We start from the raw sequence: 15,728 nt of genomic DNA, 5'->3' as shown, positions 1-15,728 counted from the left end.
GTGAAAAGTTCGCTACCCAGCGGAACCTGGGGTGTAGGGGTACATGCTGACGGTGGCAGCGGGGGCGGACCGGGCGGGGGCGGACCGGCCGGCAAAGGCCGGGCCCGCCCCGCGACCAGGTGCTACTTGACCGCGGCCTGCCAGGCGGCCCAGGCCGAGGAGACCATGTCCTCCAGGCTGTGCCGGGTGTCCCATTCCAGGTCGCGCCGGGCCAGCTGGCCGTCGGCCACGATCTTCGCCGGGTCGCCCGGACGCCGGTCGAGAATCTCCGGCTCGAAGGCGATTCCGGTGACCTTGGCGACCGCGGTCATGATCTCGAGCACCGAGGCGCCGCTGCCGCTGCCCAGGTTGTAGACCCGCTCGATCGGCTGGCCGGCCTCCATCCGGGCGGCCGCCGCGACGTGGGCCAGGGCGATGTCCTGCACGTGCACGTAGTCGCGCACGCAGGACCCGTCGGGGGTGGGGTAGTCGTTGCCCCGCACCTTCGGGATGCCGCCGTCGGTGAGGGTTTTCATCACCAGCGGGAACAGGTTGTGCGGGCTCACGTCGTAGATGTCCGGGTGCCCGGAACCGACCACGTTGAAGTAGCGCAGCGAGGTGTGGGTGAGGTCGGAGACCCGGCCCACGTTCCGCAGCAGCCACTCACCGATGAGCTTGCTCTCCCCGTAGGGGGATTCGGGCGTGGTGGCGGTGCTCTCGGTGACCAGGTCGACGTCCGGCGTGCCGTACACCCCGGCGCTGGAGGAGAACACGATGTTCTTGACGCCGACCTCGGCCATCACCTCGAGCAGGTGCTGGGTGCCCTGCACGTTCTGGGTGTAGGTGTGCAGCGGGCGCTTCACCGACTCGCCCGCGTACTTGAAGCCCGCGCAGTGGATCACGCCGGTGATCGGCGAGCCGTCGGTCTCGGTCAGGGCCGCCCGCAGCACCTCGGCGTCCAGGATCGAGCCCTGGTGGAACCGCGTGCCGGAGCCGACGAAACCCCGGATACCGGTCGAGAGGTCGTCCAGGACGGCCACGGACCGCCCGGACTCCTCGAGGCAGCGGGCGATGTGCGCGCCGATGTACCCGGCGCCACCGGTCACAAGCCATGTCATATCGGCAACCCTACTCACCGGATCGGCGGGCAAGATCGCGGGAGGTCCCGGGGTACCCGGCCAAACCGGCCCTGATCGGGCGAAACTAGCGCGTGCGGAGGTCGAGAGCCACCCGAACGGCACGATGGTCGCCCACCGGAAGGTCGGGTACGAGCTCGCCGCTGGCACTCACCCCCGGAGGCAGACCGGCGCCGAGCACATGGTCGAGCTGCACTCCGGGCCGAAGCGCGGGGAAGGTGGGACCGCTGACCAGGGGGTGCCATCCGGTGGCCCGGCGGGCCGGCATCGGGGGCATGTTCAGGTCTCCCATCACGATCACCGGCCGACCGGGAGCCGGCAGTTGCAGCCCTTCCAGCCAGCGCCGGATCTGCCGCAGTTGACGCACGTTCACCCCGGGCACGAACGACAGGTGGGTGCAGACCACCGTGACCCCCGTGGCCAACTGGGCGGCCAGGGCCACCCGAGGCTCGTCACGCAGCCACATCATGCGCGCAGGACGGCCCGGCACGACCAATGGGAAGCGCCCGCGCGAAGGGGGCAGCCGCAATTCGTGCCAACGCTCGACCTCGATGCGCGACACCAGACACACCCCGTAGGCGGGTCCGGCTGACGAGTCAGATCTACGGACGTCGGTGGCCTGGCTTCCAGAAACGTCTCCACCTACGTGAGGGGAGACTTCCCGACCCGGAGGCGCACCGACGTCTGTAAGCACGTTTTCGGTGACCCCCGTCCACCCGGGCTCGCCGGGCGTGCCGAGCACCGTGGCAGCAAAGCGTGCGTACGGAGCGTTCATCGCCTGGGCGATCTGGGCCGCCTGGTTGGCCCCGCCCGAACGCGGCTGCCCGGAGTCGACCTCCTGACCTGCGAGCACGTCCACGTCGAGCGTGCGCACGGCCTCGGCCAGCGCCTGCGGCCCGGCCATCACGCCCCGGGAACTGCGCCCGGAGAACAGGTTCAGCGAGCCCAGACGCAAGCGCGCGCTCTCACCAGGACTCGTCACCGACCCCGGCCTCCAGGTCGGCCAGCATCTGCACCGCGTCGTCGACGATCGCCGAGTCGTCGGTGTGCACCCCGTGCAGCAGCCAGCGGGCGATCGCGAACTCGCCGGACAGCCGGGCCCGCCGGCGCAGGTCGGCGTCGGCCGCCTCGCCCCGCGCCTTCAGGTAGGCCTCGAACACCGGGGCCATCGCCGGCTCGGTCGCCCCGATCGACACCCAGGCCAGGTCGTCCGCGGGATCCGCGACCCGGGTCTCGGACCACTCCATCACCCCGGTCACCGCCTCACCCTCGGCCAGCACGTTGTCGCCGGCCAGGTCGCCGTGCACTACACAGGGCACGAAGCGCCAGGCCCCGACCTCCTCCACCGCGTGTTCCCAGCGGGTCAGCAACCGCACCGGGGTGAGCCCGGTGGCGGCCACCCGGTCCAGCTCGGCCAGCCGCCGGAACCGGTACTCCTCGGCCGTGTACACCGGCAGCCCGGCCTCCTCCACCAGCCGGGTGGGCAGGTTGTGGATGGCCGCGATCGCCTCTCCGTAGGAGGCCGCCAGCGTGGGGCGGTGCAGCAGCTCGAGCGGGCGGATCGGCCGGCCCGGCAGCTTGCGGTGCACCAGGGCCCGGCCCCCGTTGCGCAGCGGGGCCACCCCCTCGGCCTCGGGCAGGCCGAAGGGCAGCCACGAGCGCAGCCGGCCGACCAGCTCGGACTCGGCATCCAGCCGCATGCCGGCCACGTTGTTCCGGGGGGCGCGCACCACCCAGTGCCGGCTCAGATTGTCCTCGATGAGGGCGGTGTCGACGTCGTCGGCGGTCGCGTCGAGGGTCTGGGTGCGCATCGGCTCCAGGCCGTTGACGGCGGCGGAGGCGAGCGCGGCCAGGGCGAGCGGTGATCGAGCAGGCACCAGGTAACCGTAACCGCAGAACCCGATTAGGGTGCCGCTATGCCACTGGAGCGTCTTGCCCTGTCCCGTTCGACGCTCGACCGGGCGGCCGTCCGCCGCTCCGATCCGCAGCTGATCGAGACCCTGCTCGCCGACCCCCGCACCCTGGTCGCGTTGTTCCACGAGGGCGAGACCGCGGTCTCCGCGCAGCCCACCCTGCAGCTCTGGGCCGCGAACTCGGTCAGTGGGCTGAAAACCGAGTCCCCGTACTTCTTTCTGGGGGTAGACGGCGAGGGCCGGGGGTATCTCGCGCTGTCGATCGCCGAGCGGCCGCCTACCCCCGAGGGAGTGCGCTGGGCCTCGCTGCGCGAGATGGGCGCCCTGCTCGACGACACGGGCGCGGGCATCTTCACCACCGCGGTCGCGCTGATCGCCTGGCACCGTTTCCACACCCACTGCGCGAACTGCGGCGCCGGCACCGATGTGGTGCAGGGCGGCTGGGTGCGGCTGTGCCCGGTGTGCAACCGCGAGCACTACCCCCGCACGGATCCGGCGGTGATCATGACCGTGGTCGGTGCCGACGATCGGGTGCTGCTGGGCCGGCAGGCCGCCTGGCCGGAGCATCGCTACTCGACCCTGGCGGGCTTCGTCGAGCCGGGCGAGTCGCTGGAGGACGCGGTGCGCCGGGAAGTAGCAGAAGAGTCGGGTGTGGTGGTGGGTGCGGTGCAGTACCGGGGCAGCCAGCCCTGGCCGTTCCCGTCGTCGCTGATGCTGGGCTTCCGGGGCGAGGCGCTGTCCACCGAGATCCGGGTGGACGAGGTGGAGATCGACGACGCCCGCTGGTGGAGCCGGGAAGAGCTGCAGGCCGACATCAAGGCCGGGAACCTGGTCCTGCCGCCCGCCGTCTCGATCGCCCGGCGGCTGATCGAGGACTGGTTCGGCGGCCCGATCCCCGACGACCCGGCCGGCTGGTGAAAGGGCTTCTTGAGGACGCTCGTGGGCCTCGGTGCCCGAAGGTCACCTCGGGTGGGTGGGGACGAACGTCAGGGTGTTCTCAGGGCGGGCCGGTCCGGATGGTCGAAGCGGACCACCAGATCGGCGTGCCCGGCCGGGTCGTCCTGGTCGAGATAACGCGACCAGGCACCCGAGACGCGCCCGGCCTCCTCGGCCGGCAACCGGCGTCCTAAGGCACCGGACGACACGTCCAGGTGAACCAGCAGGTCGAAGCCCTCACGGACGTCCTTACGGGTGAGAAAACGACCGTCCACCACGGCGACCGTGCCCGGGGGAGCCGGCTGCGGGGCAACCTTCACCGACCGGTCGGTGTCGGGATCACGCAGCTTGGGCAGCCAGGTGTGCCGCCCCTGCGGCAGCAAGGCGTCCAGCACCTCGCGGCGCAGCGCCGGGAAGTCGTACCAAAGGTCGTACACCGCGTCAGGGTCGTCGTGGCCGTACTCCAGGCGCACCGAACGACCCCGCAGGAAGTCCCGGGCGCTCACCCGGGCCACCGGCACGGCCTGCTCGGCCAGCGCCGCGGCGATCTGGTCGGCCAGCGCGCGGGTGTCCTGTTCGACCGGGCCGTCGACGCCCAGCCGCAGCCGCGGGCGCTCGGTCCCGGACTCGCCCAGCAGCGCGATCAGCTGCTGGGCGACCCGGGTGGCCAGTTCTCGCGGAGTCAGCGGTTCAGACCGCGGCGCCGAGCCGGGACTTGACCTCGGCCAGCGACGGGTTGGTGGCGGCGGTGCCGTCCGGGAAGACCACGGTGGGCACGGTCTGGTTGCCGTTGTTCACCGACATCACGTAGTCGGCGGCGTCCGGGACCTCCTCGATGTTCACCTCGGTGAACCCGATGCCCTCGCGCTGCAGCTGGCTCTTGAGCCGCTTGCAGTAGCCGCACCAGGTGGTGCTGAACATGGTGATCGTGCCGGGGGCCGGGGCGTCCATCGAGACCATCCTTCAGGTCGGTCGAACTCGTCGAGCGTTCAACATCGTGCCATCGGGCTGTGTTCCCGGCCGGTGCGGGGCACCTGAGAGGATGCCCCGATGACCACCCCTGCCCTTGGTGCCGACGGCATGCTGGCCGGGCTGGACCCGGAGCAGCGCGAGGTCGCCCTGGCCGTGCGCGGCCCGGTCTGTGTGCTGGCCGGGGCCGGCACCGGCAAGACCCGGGCGATCACCCATCGCATCGCCTACGGCGTGCACGCCGGCGTCTACGTACCCCAGCACGTCCTGGCCGTCACCTTCACCGCCCGTGCGGCGGGAGAGATGCGCACCCGCCTACGGCAGCTCGGCGTAGGGGGAGTGCAGGCGCGTACCTTCCACGCCGCCGCCCTGCGCCAGCTCGGCTACTTCTTCCCCCGGGTGATCGGCGGGCGGCCGCCGGAACTCCTGGAGCACAAGGCGCGGATGGTGGCCGACGCGGCGGCCCGGCTGCGCCTGACGGTCGACCGCACGTCTGTACGTGACCTGGCCGCCGAGATCGAGTGGTCCAAGGTCTCGCTGCTCACCCCGGAGAGCTACATCAAGGCGGCGCGTGCGGCCGGCCGGGGCGAACCGGGCGGCTTCCCCATCGAGGCGGTGTCCAGGCTGATCTCGGTCTACGAGGACACCAAGACCGACCGCGGAGTGATCGACTTCGAGGACGTCCTGCTGCTGATGTCCGGCATCATCGAGAGCCACCCCAACGTGGCCAACGAGGTACGCGCGCAGTACCGGCACTTCGTGGTGGACGAGTACCAGGACGTCTCCGCCCTCCAGCAGCGCCTGCTCAACCAGTGGCTGGGCGACCGCAAGGAGCTGTGCGTGGTCGGCGACCCGAGCCAGACCATCTACTCCTTCACCGGGGCCAGCCCCGAGCACCTGATGAAGTTCCCGCAGCTCTACCCGGACGCCACCGTCGTCCGGCTGGTCCGCGACTACCGCTCCACCCCGCAGATCGTGTCGCTGGCCAACCGACTGCTGGCCCGCCGGGTGAAGACCTCGGGCCCGGCCCCGCTGGAACTGCGCTCCCAGCGCCCCTCCGGTCCAGCGCCCCGGCTGACCGTTCACGACGACGACAGCGCTGAGGCCGCGGCGATCGCCAAGCAGGTCTCCGGGCTCCTGGAAGACGGGGTGCGCGCCCGGGAGATCGCCGTGCTCTTCCGCACGAACTCGCAGTCTGAGCAGATGGAACAGGCGCTGGCCGACGCCGGGCTGCCGTACCAGTTGCGCGGCGGGGAGCGGTTCTTCGCGCGCAAGGAGGTGCGCGAGGCGGTCATGCTGATCCGGGGGGCCGCCCGCGGCGGCCTGGGTGAGGGAACCCTGCCAGAGGCGACCAGAGACGTCCTTTCGCACTGTGGTTGGACGCCGAAGGCGCCCGCCGGGGTGCAGGCGGGCGGGGTACGCGAGCGCTGGGAGTCGCTGCAGGCGCTGGCCGCGCTCGCCGACGACCTGGCCGCCACCCGCCCCCAGGCCACCCTGTCCGACCTGGTCGCCGAACTGGACGAGCGGGCCTCGGCGCAGCACGCGCCCTCGGTCGAGGGGGTCACGCTGGCCTCGCTGCACGCGGCCAAGGGCCTGGAGTGGGACGCGGTCTTCCTGATCGGCCTGTCCGAAGGGCTGATGCCGATCTCGTTCGCCGAGAACTGGGACGCGGTGGAAGAGGAACGTCGGCTGTTCTACGTCGGCATCACCCGCGCCCGTGAGCACCTGCACCTGTCCTGGGCCCGTTCGCGCAACCCCGGGGGCCGGGCCTCCCGCAACCCTTCGCGCTTCCTCGACGGCCTCTTCGTCGACAGCGGGCAGAGCGTTGCCGCGGAGCGTCGCGTGCCCAAGGTGCGCGAGTCCCGTCCTCCAACGCAACGTCCGCCGGCGCTCTGCAAGATCTGCAACCGGGCGCTGACCAGCGCGGTGGAACGCAAGGTGGGGCGTTGCTCGTCCTGCCCGGCGGGGTACGACGACGAGGTGCTGCAACGGCTGCGCGACTGGCGTACCGCCGCGGCCGAGGCCGCCCGTATGCCGCCCTACGTCATCTTCACCGACGCCACGCTGATGGCCATCGCCGAAGCCAACCCGAGCGAACCCGGACAGCTGGCCGTCGTACCGGGAGTGGGGGCGTCCAAACTCCAGCGGTTCGGCGACGACGTGCTGGCCGTGCTGGCCGGCCGGCCTCTGCCGGGAATGGACCTGGAATCCCCATAGAGGCCCGTCTCCATAGGATGGTGGCGTCCTGACCACCTATCGTGGTCGGTGACGCATCGGTCGCTTTTCGGAGGATCTCTCGGTGGTCAGCGCGAAGGCCCTGTTCGAGCGTTCGGTGAAGACGCACCTCGAGGCCTGGGGTCTGCTCGAGGCGGTCCGTGAGCGCCTCGACCGGCTGGAGGCCGACTCCACCCACAGCGCCGAGTCGGCCCAGCAGCAGACCGCGCTCGCGGCCCGGCTGGAACGCGCCGCCGCCGAGGCCGCCCCGCAGTGGCTGGGCGCTCCCTGGCAGGTGGTCGGGGAACAGCGCTTCCCGCTGGAGCGCGCGGCCCGGCCCGGTGAGCCGACGATGATCCGGGTGGCCGACGCGCAACCCCTGCCCGGAGTGGGGTTCCCGGTCGTGGTGCCGTTCGTCGGGGTCGGGCACATCGCACTCGAGGCCGACGCCCGCGACCCCGCCGTGGCCGGTCTCCTGCGCAGTATCATCACGCGGCTCGTGGCCGCCTTCCCGGCCGGTCAGCTGCGCATCCTGGCGGTCGACGGCGGCGCGCTGGGGGCGCCGTTGGCCCCCTTCCATGCGCTCATCCAGGCCGGCGTGATGAACCGCCCGGTGAGCGAGGCCGAGCAGTTGCGCGAGTTGCTGGCCGAGGCCGAGCAGCAGGTGCACGCCGTGCAGGCCGGCACCGAGACGTCTCCCGACGTGCTGGTGATCGTGGCCGCCGCGCTGCCCGCCAACTGCACCCGCAACGACCTGGCCCGGATCGCTGCGCTGGCCCACGCCGGGCCGGCCGCCCGGGTGCACCTGCTGCTGGCCGGCTATCCCAGCCAGACCCGCTCGGCCTGGGAACCCGGCCTCGAGCGGACCACGCTGATCACCGCCGATCCGGCGGCCCGCGGCCACTTCCGGGTGGGCGACCCGCCGGGCGAGACCTTCGGGGCCGACGGCCGCGCCCTCAACGCCCCGGTCACGCTCGACCCGGCGCCCCCGCCGGACCTGATCGAGGAACTCTGCCGCCGGATCGCCACGAAGACCGAGGCGGACAGCGCCCTGACGTTCGCCTCCCTGCTGCCCGAGCGGTTGTGGCAGGGCTCCTCGGTGAACGGGCTGACCACCACGGTCGGCCGGGTCGGCCGGGGCAGCGCCGACGTCTCGCTCCACGACTCCACCCCGCACTGGCTGGTGGCCGGGCGCACCGGCTCCGGCAAGACGGTGTTCCTGCTCGACGTGCTGTACGGCCTGGCCGCCCGCTACTCGCCCGACGAACTGGCGCTCTACCTGCTCGACTTCAAGGAGGGCGTGTCGTTCGCGGAGTTCATCCCGACCGACAACGACCCGACCTGGGTGCCGCACGCCCGCACCGTGGGTGAGGAGTCCGACCGGGAGTACGGGGTGGCCGTCCTGGCCGAGCTGGTGCGCGAGATGAGCCGCCGCGCCTCGGAGATGAAGAAGGCCGGGGTCACCAGCCTGAGCGCGCTGCGCAGCGCCCGGGCCGACGTGGCGATGCCGCGCATCCTCGCCGTGATCGACGAGTTCCACGTGCTGTTCCAGGGCAACGACGACACCGCCAAGCAGGCCGTTCGGCTGCTCGAGGAGGTGGCCCGCAAGGGTCGTTCCTACGGCATCCACCTGATCATGGCGAGTCAGTCGATCTCCGGCATCGAGGCGCTGTTCACCAAGGGCACCTCGATCTTCGGGCAGTTCGGGATGCGGGTGGCGCTCTCCGGCGGGGGCGGCATCCTGGGCCTGAACAACGACGCGGCCTCCGCGCTGCCGACCGGTCAGGTCGTCCTGAACCACGCGGCCGGGGTGGCCAGCGCCAACCGCCGGGCCCGGTTCCCCTTCGCCGACCCGGCCAGCCTGTACACGCTGCGGCACCGGATGTACGAGATGCGCACCCCCGGGTCCAAGCCGCCCACGGTGTTCAAGGGATACGCGGAGTACTCGGTGGACGATGCCCGGATTCCCTCGCGCGGGGGCCGGCGCAAGGTGGTCGCGGTCGGCCGGCAGGTCGACGTGGGGCTGAACGTGGCCGGTTTCGCGCTCGACTCCTCGCCGGGCCGGCACCTGGGCGTGCTCGGCACCTCGCTGGTCGGGGCCGACGTGCTTACCTCGGCCGCCACCAGCCTGGCCCGCCAGCACCAGCCCGGCAGCGCCACCTTCCACCTGGTCAGCCTGGTCGGCACGGCCGAGGACGAGGTCTGGGCGCTGAGGCAGCGGCTGCACGCCCAGGGCCACGAGGTCACCATGCTCACCCTCACCCAGTACAAGGAACTGGTGCAGAAGCTGGCGGCCCGCGGCTCCGGCGACCGCGACCATCCGGAGTACCTGTTCGTCTACGGCGCCGACGCGGCCTCTTCCACGCTGAAGCAGAAGGAGGGCCGGGGCCGCGCCCCGCTCGAGGACTTCCGCACGATCCTGCGCGAGGGGCCGGGCTGGGGTGTGCACGTGTTCGGCTGGTGGCGCGGGGTCCGCCGGCTCAGCGACGACCTGGGCCTGTCCGGGAAGGACGACGTGGCCGGGATCGTCGCGCTGAACGTGAAGGGCAACGAGGTGGGCTCGCTGATCGGCCGGGTGCACCTGCAGTGGCAGCCCCGGCACAACCGGGCCCTGTTCATCGACCGGCACGAGGACAAGGACGATCTGATCGTGCCGTTCGTGTCACCCGGGCGCTACAGCGAGGAGTACGCCTGATGGAGTCTCTGCCGGGGCCGGTGCCCTCCCGGGGCTGGGCCGACTACGCCGAGTACGCCCGTCGGCTGGACGAGGTGCGGGCTCAGGAGAACGCGCGCACGGCGGGTATCCGTGAGGGCGCCGCCGAGATGTCCGAGCACGCCGACGACCTGCACGCCAAGCTGGACACCCAGCGCCGGGGGCTGACCGCGTTCGCCCAGAAGGCCGGGTTCAAGTTCCCGGCCGGTCCGGCACCGCGTCCGGAAGGGCACGTCGAACCCCAGACCGAGCTCTCCCGGGTGGCCCAGCTGTACGACGCGGCCGAGCGGGACGGTACCGACGCGATCAACCGGGCCCTGGAGCCGAACCTGCTGCCGCGCACCGGCGCCGGCCTACGCGGCCTGCTGGTCTACGGAGTCACGGCTCTGGTGATCATGGTGGTGCAGTTCGTCGGATTCGCCACCACCGGCAACAACCCGGACTTCCTGCGCTACGGCGTGATCGTGCCGCTGCTCGGGTTCGTGGCGGCCTCGCTGGTGCTGCGGCAGGGCAACAAGGCGCGCGATCCGGACGTGCCGGTGGCCGCGCTGCCCACCCGGATGGGCCTGCTGCTGTGTTTCGGTGCGTTGCCGGTGCTGTTCGGAATCCTTGTGCTCCTGGATCGCTGAGTCCCGCCGTTTCCGGCGGCTGAACGACCGCTCAGTCAAACGCGGGCTTCGGCGTTCTGCCCTGGGCAGCACGATGCACTCGCAAACTTTTTTCATTTACCCAAAGATCTTGTGGGACAACGGGAACGCCTGTTCCGCTGGACCGTTCGGGTGGGCGGCACGCAGTATTCGCCGTTAAATACGTTGTCCCTCGGGCGCGGGGGCGTCTACTCTCAACACGTTGTCGCCGCACTGGCGACCAGAGCCCAGCGGCTCGGCCTGAAGAAGGCCGGCCCGAGATGAATGGAGGTGGCGGAGACGTGAACACGATGACTATCGAGATGCGTAGCACGACCGTCACCACCGCCTCGGGCAACCCGTTCATGGGCTCCCCCCTGGGCGTCGGCCGGTATCGCGTCGGGGTCACCCTCCAGCCTTCCTTGGGTGGAGTGTGCCTGCTGGCCGCCACTGGCTGGGATCGCGCCAGGAGTGGCTTTGCCGCCGCCGAGGCCGGTCGTCCGACGACTGTGCGCCCGAACTCCGACTTCTCCAAGCCCCGTTACGGGTCTCTGGCCAGCGATGGCTCCGGATAGGCACCAAGCCCTTTCCGGCCTCGCCAAAAGCCGTGGACCCCGATTCGGGTCCACGGCTTTTTCGTTGTCTGGCAAGGATTTTCAGGTCAGTGATGAGAGATCTTCCCGTTCCTGTACCGACGAGAAATGAAACAGCTCCCGGCTCGACCCGGGAGAACAACCCGAGGGGGATGAAACCCGTGCAGCTCACCGCCTTGCTCGACGCCTTGGTGGAAGAGGTCGACCCGACCTCCACCGAGATGCCATGCCGGGTGTTCGACGCGGAGCTCTGGTTCGCCGAGTCTCCGACGGATGTGGAGCACGCCAAGGCACTGTGCCACGACTGCCCGGTGCGTCAGGAATGCCTGGCCGGGGCCCTGGAACGGCATGAGCCGTGGGGGGTCTGGGGTGGGGAACTCTTCGTCGCCGGCGTGATCGTCGCGCGCAAGCGTCCCCGGGGCCGGCCGCGGAAGGTCGTGGTGGCTGCCTGATCTGCTCCGGCGGATCAGGCGGTCACCCGCCACCACCGCGTGACACCCCTCCGGCACCTGGCCACCGAACTGTCGAAATCACCAACCAATGCTTGATTTTCGTTCTTGAGGGGAAATGCCGTGCACGCCAACCTGTACAACTTCGAACTGATCAAAATGCAACACGCCGAGGCCCAGCGCCTCGCGGCCGACGAACGATGGGCCTCCGTGGTGCGACGGGCGAACCGCCGGACCCGCCGAGGACTGTGGACCAAGGTGACCCCGGCGCGGGCAACCGCCCGTCAGGCGGTCACGGGCTGAGATTCTTTGTCCAAAGATGTATCTGGGACGCAACGTCAGGGCTCTGACTAGCGTTTCGGACTGAGTGGGGGCTGACCATCGGAGGGGGTGGTCAGCCCCCACTTCGGCTGTCCTAGGGTCGCCGTCATGAGCGACACCGTTCCGGCCGCCATCGCGGCCACCCTGACTTCGCCCGAGTTGGCCGCCGTCGTCGATCTCGTCGCCTATCCGATCGAAGACGCCGACGGGCAGCGGGCGGTCATGGTGCACGGGCAGCACGGCGTGGTCCGGCTGCGCGCGGGGGAGCGGCACGAGGTGGTCACCGGCGTCGATCCGGTGGCCCACACCGACCCGCTGGCCTTCCTTCCCTACGAGTCGGAGTGTGCAGAACCCTCACCGGAGAACCGGCGCAACGCCTATCCCGAACCTGCCCGCCGGCTGTTTTCGTTCTTTGCCGATGCCGACCGCAGCCCGGACGTAGTGGTCGTGCATACGCCCTCGCACTACTTCCCCGAGACCGGCGGGCACCGGGGAGAGCATGGTTCGCTGGACGTCATCCAGTCCCGAGCGCCCTTTCTGCTCTCCGGCGCCGGGGTGAGCGGTCGGGGTCTGATTCCGGAGTATGTACGGGTTGTCGACGTGGCCCCCACGTTGCTCGAGCTCGCCGGGGTTCCGGTGCCGAACGGTCTCGACGGAACGGCCTACCCCACGGGCGAGTCGCGGGGACGTTTCGTGGTCGGGCTGCTGTGGGACGGGGCGCACTGCTCAGATCTGCTGGCGTTGGCTTCCGCCGGTGAGCTCCCGGCCGTGGCCTCACTGCTGGGTGACGGGTTGGCGCTGACCGGCGGAGCCGTGGCCGAATTCCCCAGCGTGACGTTGTGCAACCACACCTCGGCGCTGACCGGGGTCGAGCCTGGGCGTCACGGAATCCTGGGCAACGTGTTCTACGACCGGGCGAGGGGCGAGCGGATCAACGCCAACGACGAAAGCACCTGGCATCGAAGCGCCGAGTGGCTCCGGCCCGACGTGTCTACGGTGTTCGAGATGCTGACTGCCGCCCGGCCTGAGGCGCGCAGTGTCTGCATCAATGAGGCAGTGGATCGCGGGGCCACGGTCTCGACCATGCAGCTGTTGCGGGAGGTCGCACACGACGGTCCGGTCTCGGCCCTCTTACCCCCGGCTGAGCAGAGCCCGTATCTGGGCGAGTCGCGCCATCTGGCCGACCACTACTTCCGCTGGGCCACCCAGGTCGACGACTCCGGCCTGAACCAGGTGCTGCAGGAATGGGCCGATCCCACGGCTGCGCCGGTCCTGACCTGGTGGGCCACGGTGGTCACCGACGCGGGGCATCATGCCGGTGGGCCGCGCTCACCGATCGCCCGGGACAGCCTGCGCGATGCGGACCGGCGGCTGGGCGTGTTCCTGACCCACCTCGACTCGCTGGGCCTGCGCGAACAGGTCACCTTCCTGCTCACCGCCGACCACGGCTTCGAGAAGGCGGACGAGGCGGTCACCGGTTCGTGGAAGAGCGCTCTGGCCGATGTCTGTGAGCGAGCGGGAGTCACCTACCGCGACGAAGGACCCGGCTTCGTCTACCTGAACGTGAGGTGAACGGTCGATCCGGTCCTGCTTTTGTGGTTATCCGTGAAAATGCCAGGTGAATGACCTGATCAGGTTCAGTGGAAAACCGGTTGTGTATTAGGCACGCCTGAATCTGCGGTCGCTGCAGTAAGGCGGGGCCGCTGCGGTGAGCGGCCGCGCCGCTCCTACCTCGGGGTGGGAGCGGCGATCTCGGCCCGGCGGGAGTGCTGTAAGGGTTGGTGGTGCGGCCGGGTGCTGTTGGGTGCTGCCGGTAAGCGCTGGTCAGCGCCGGGAGGGACGTACGTCCTGTCCGGCTTCGATCTCCAGAATCCGCTCCCGGGCGCAGCTTTCGCAGTCCCAGAGGGCAATTCCGTTGATCAGTGACCAGGCGCCGACGACCCGGTGCAGGCCCTCGGGGGCCGGCGCCAGGCAGGTGCGGCAGTGGGTGTGGGGGTCGGTCTGCGTGGGGATGGCAGACAGGCCGGTGGATTCGGCGGGGGAGGGGCGAGTCTCTGAACGCAGTGAGCCACTCATGGGTTTCAGGGTACGCATTTCGAGTAACGCGCGGATGTCGCTTCACCGTTCCGGCGGATATCTGGACGACATCTGGACGTAGCCCGCGGGGGTGCTCGGCGCGGAATTTCGTCTCGAAAGGCGGGATCAGAGTCTCAATTAACGGACGTCGGTAGCGCCTGGGTTTCCTGGGTCGCCTTGACGGCGGCAACCGTGTGTGACTGTGCCCAGAATGGAGGACTTGCTGGTCGCAGGCCGTGTGTACAGTACGCGGGAGGCGACCCGACCGCCCTGGCGTGTCGGCTCCGGGCCTCACGCAGGGTCAGCCGGCGCGGGCCGTGACCCCCTCCAGGCCCGGCCCGCACCGGCAGGCGCCCTCACTCGCACTTACAAAGACGCGTGCTCACGAGGATCGGTTGCCGGAGCCGGATGTGGTGCGCATCACTGCAGCACCCGTACAGCGGAAGGGGCCGCCGGTTCCGGAGAGTCAGCCCCGCTCGACAGCGGGCGCCTCGAACTCGGGCAGCCACTCGGCCAGCACCTCCGGCACCGGCACGTCGCCGTCGATCTGGCAGAGCACGGCGATGCCGCCCAGCCAGACCCGGTGGATCAGCAGGTACTCCGGCGGCAGGTTGAGCTTCAGCCCCATCGTCCAGTCCGGCCGCCGCACGTCGTTGACGTAGGCGAACAGCGAGCGCATCCAGGCCCGCTCGAAGCGCCAGGTGGGGTGGCGGATCGGCTCGATGAACGGGGCCAGGTAGGTGAGCAGGGCCTCGCCGTCGATCGTGATCGAGGACTTGATGAAGCCGAGCTCGCGCAGCCCGTCCACGACCTCCTGCGAGCGGCCGGCCAGGGCCAGGGTGAGCAGCCGGCCCATCTCCGGCGGCATGCCGTCGGGCAGGCGCTTGACCGCGCCGAAGTCGAGGACGCCGAACCGGCCGTCGTCCAGCAGCCGGTAGTTGCCCGGGTGCGGGTCGGCGTGCAGCAGCCCGGCCCGGGCCGGGCCGGCCAGCAGGAACTCCATGTAGCGGCGGGCCCCGAGGTCACGCTCCTCCTGGGTGCCGGAGGCGATCAGCTGGGAGAGCGGCACCCCGTCGAGCCACTCGCTCACGATCACGTGCTCGCTGCTGACCAGGACGTCGGGGATGGCGAAGACCGGGTCACCGCGGAAAGCCTTGGCGAACCGGGCCTGGGTCTTGGCCTCGAGCGTGTAGTCGAGTTCCTCGACCATGCGGGCCTTCAGCTCGTCGAGGATCGGCTTCACGTCCAGGCCGGGGATCCACCCGGCGGCCACCCGGCCCACCCGGGTGACCTGGTTCAGGTCGGCGATCAGGGCGGCCCCGGCCCCCGGGTACTGGATCTTCACGGCGCACGGCCGGCCGTCCCGCCAGACCGCGCGGTGCACCTGGCCGATCGAGGCGGCCGCGGCGGGCTGGTCGTCGAACTCGCGGAACTTGCTGGTGCGCCAGCGCGGCCCGAGCTGCTCGGCCAGCACCCGGTGCACGGTGGCGGCGGGCAGCGGGGGAGCCGAGTCCTGCAGCTTGGTCAGGGTGGCGCGGTAGGGCCCGGCCACCTCTTCGGGCAGCGCGGCCTCGAAGATGCTCAGCGCCTGGCCGAACTTCATCGCACCGCCCTTGAGCTCGCCGAGCACCCGGAAGAGCTGCTCGGCGGTGCGCGCCTGCATCTCGGCGGCGACCAGCTCGGCGGGCTTCCCGCCCAGGCGCTTGCCGAGCCCCAGGGCGGTGCGTCCGGCAGCGCTCAGCGGGAGGGAGGCCAGCTTCGCCGTCCGGGTGACCGCGCGACGCGGCAGATCTGTCACGGCCA

At 70.6% G+C, this 15,728-nt stretch carries 15 protein-coding genes; 8 read left to right on the top strand and 7 right to left on the bottom strand.

Annotation, left to right across the window (positions count from 1 at the left end):
* Window positions 1–122 precede the first annotated feature (122 nt).
* The 3 genes from galE to QSK18_RS00230 all read right to left on the bottom strand — a co-directional run bounded on the left by galE (window position 123) and on the right by QSK18_RS00230 (window position 2,992).
* A complete protein-coding gene (gene galE, locus QSK18_RS00240; protein WP_232811418.1) occupies window positions 123–1,097 on the bottom strand; it encodes a UDP-glucose 4-epimerase GalE in 975 nt (324 codons plus the stop codon).
* Between the two features lie 85 nt (window positions 1,098–1,182).
* Window positions 1,183–2,097, bottom strand: a complete 915-nt coding sequence (locus QSK18_RS00235) for an endonuclease/exonuclease/phosphatase family protein (RefSeq protein WP_285616239.1) — start codon at window positions 2,095–2,097, stop codon at window positions 1,183–1,185.
* Window positions 2,081–2,992, bottom strand: coding sequence for a phosphotransferase (locus QSK18_RS00230; RefSeq protein ID WP_232811420.1), 912 nt, complete (start codon window positions 2,990–2,992; stop codon window positions 2,081–2,083). The genes QSK18_RS00235 and QSK18_RS00230 overlap by 17 nt, the downstream gene beginning before the upstream one ends.
* Window positions 2,993–3,031: 39 nt before the next feature.
* Between QSK18_RS00230 and nudC the strand changes: the two genes are divergently transcribed.
* Entirely contained in the window at window positions 3,032–3,946 is a 915-nt protein-coding gene (gene nudC, locus QSK18_RS00225) for an NAD(+) diphosphatase (RefSeq protein ID WP_285616238.1), read from the top strand.
* Between the two features lie 68 nt (window positions 3,947–4,014).
* Here the strand turns inward: nudC and QSK18_RS00220 are convergent, their stop codons facing one another.
* Together QSK18_RS00220 and QSK18_RS00215 are read right to left on the bottom strand one after the other, a co-directional pair.
* Window positions 4,015–4,470, bottom strand: coding sequence for a nucleoside/nucleotide kinase family protein (locus tag QSK18_RS00220; RefSeq protein ID WP_232811422.1), 456 nt, complete (start codon window positions 4,468–4,470; stop codon window positions 4,015–4,017).
* Between the two features lie 184 nt (window positions 4,471–4,654).
* Window positions 4,655–4,915, bottom strand: a complete 261-nt coding sequence (locus tag QSK18_RS00215) for a mycoredoxin (protein ID WP_232811423.1) — start codon at window positions 4,913–4,915, stop codon at window positions 4,655–4,657.
* Window positions 4,916–5,014: 99 nt separating this feature from the next.
* Between QSK18_RS00215 and QSK18_RS00210 the strand changes: the two genes are divergently transcribed.
* The 7 genes from QSK18_RS00210 (at window position 5,015) to QSK18_RS00180 (ending at window position 13,421) form a co-directional block, all read left to right on the top strand.
* Entirely contained in the window at window positions 5,015–7,150 is a 2,136-nt protein-coding gene (locus tag QSK18_RS00210) for an ATP-dependent DNA helicase UvrD2 (RefSeq protein WP_285616237.1), read from the top strand.
* Between the two features lie 82 nt (window positions 7,151–7,232).
* Window positions 7,233–9,842 carry an FtsK/SpoIIIE domain-containing protein gene (locus tag QSK18_RS00205; RefSeq protein WP_285616236.1) on the top strand — a complete coding sequence of 870 codons (2,610 nt, stop codon included), beginning with the start codon at window positions 7,233–7,235 and terminating at the stop codon, window positions 9,840–9,842.
* Window positions 9,842–10,489: a hypothetical protein gene (locus tag QSK18_RS00200; RefSeq protein WP_232811426.1), complete on the top strand. Its 648-nt coding sequence runs from the start codon at window positions 9,842–9,844 to the stop codon at window positions 10,487–10,489. Before QSK18_RS00205 ends, QSK18_RS00200 begins: the two co-directional genes overlap by 1 nt.
* Before the next feature lie 299 nt (window positions 10,490–10,788).
* Complete coding sequence (locus QSK18_RS00195) at window positions 10,789–11,061, top strand: hypothetical protein (RefSeq protein WP_232811427.1); 273 nt, start codon at window positions 10,789–10,791, stop codon at window positions 11,059–11,061.
* A gap of 92 nt (window positions 11,062–11,153) precedes the next feature.
* Window positions 11,154–11,531, top strand: a complete 378-nt coding sequence (locus QSK18_RS00190; protein ID WP_408623280.1) for a WhiB family transcriptional regulator — start codon at window positions 11,154–11,156, stop codon at window positions 11,529–11,531.
* A gap of 120 nt (window positions 11,532–11,651) precedes the next feature.
* Complete coding sequence (locus QSK18_RS00185) at window positions 11,652–11,831, top strand: hypothetical protein (protein ID WP_232811428.1); 180 nt, start codon at window positions 11,652–11,654, stop codon at window positions 11,829–11,831.
* Between the two features lie 126 nt (window positions 11,832–11,957).
* Window positions 11,958–13,421, top strand: a complete 1,464-nt coding sequence (locus QSK18_RS00180; protein ID WP_285616234.1) for an alkaline phosphatase family protein — start codon at window positions 11,958–11,960, stop codon at window positions 13,419–13,421.
* A 252-nt stretch (window positions 13,422–13,673) separates the two neighbouring features.
* On the opposite strand, the gene QSK18_RS00175 is transcribed toward QSK18_RS00180, so the two are convergent.
* Window positions 13,674–13,925: a hypothetical protein gene (locus tag QSK18_RS00175; protein ID WP_285616233.1), complete on the bottom strand. Its 252-nt coding sequence runs from the start codon at window positions 13,923–13,925 to the stop codon at window positions 13,674–13,676.
* A gap of 466 nt (window positions 13,926–14,391) precedes the next feature.
* Entirely contained in the window at window positions 14,392–15,723 is a 1,332-nt protein-coding gene (locus QSK18_RS00170; protein ID WP_232811431.1) for an ABC1 kinase family protein, read from the bottom strand.
* Between the last annotated feature and the right edge of the window lie 5 nt (window positions 15,724–15,728).

Source organism: Kineosporia sp. NBRC 101677, assembly GCF_030269265.1.
Classification (GTDB): domain Bacteria; phylum Actinomycetota; class Actinomycetes; order Actinomycetales; family Kineosporiaceae; genus Kineosporia; species Kineosporia rhizophila.
Note: the sequence above shows the minus strand (reverse complement) of the source record. Positions and strands in the feature narration are given on the sequence as shown.

Bases quoted from the DNA above. Each gene is read 5' to 3' on its own strand.
- QSK18_RS00190 (WP_408623280.1), top strand. From the start codon at position 11,154: ATGAGAGATCTTCCCGTTCCTGTACCGACGAGAAATGAAACAGCTCCC.
- QSK18_RS00215 (WP_232811423.1), bottom strand. From the start codon at position 4,915: ATGGACGCCCCGGCCCCCGGCACGATCACCATGTTCAGCACCACCTGG.
- QSK18_RS00200 (WP_232811426.1), top strand. From the start codon at position 9,842: ATGGAGTCTCTGCCGGGGCCGGTGCCCTCCCGGGGCTGGGCCGACTAC.
- QSK18_RS00175 (WP_285616233.1), bottom strand. From the start codon at position 13,925: ATGAGTGGCTCACTGCGTTCAGAGACTCGCCCCTCCCCCGCCGAATCC.
- nudC (WP_285616238.1), top strand. From the start codon at position 3,032: ATGCCACTGGAGCGTCTTGCCCTGTCCCGTTCGACGCTCGACCGGGCG.
- galE (WP_232811418.1), bottom strand. From the start codon at position 1,097: ATGACATGGCTTGTGACCGGTGGCGCCGGGTACATCGGCGCGCACATC.
- QSK18_RS00180 (WP_285616234.1), top strand. From the start codon at position 11,958: ATGAGCGACACCGTTCCGGCCGCCATCGCGGCCACCCTGACTTCGCCC.
- QSK18_RS00210 (WP_285616237.1), top strand. From the start codon at position 5,015: ATGACCACCCCTGCCCTTGGTGCCGACGGCATGCTGGCCGGGCTGGAC.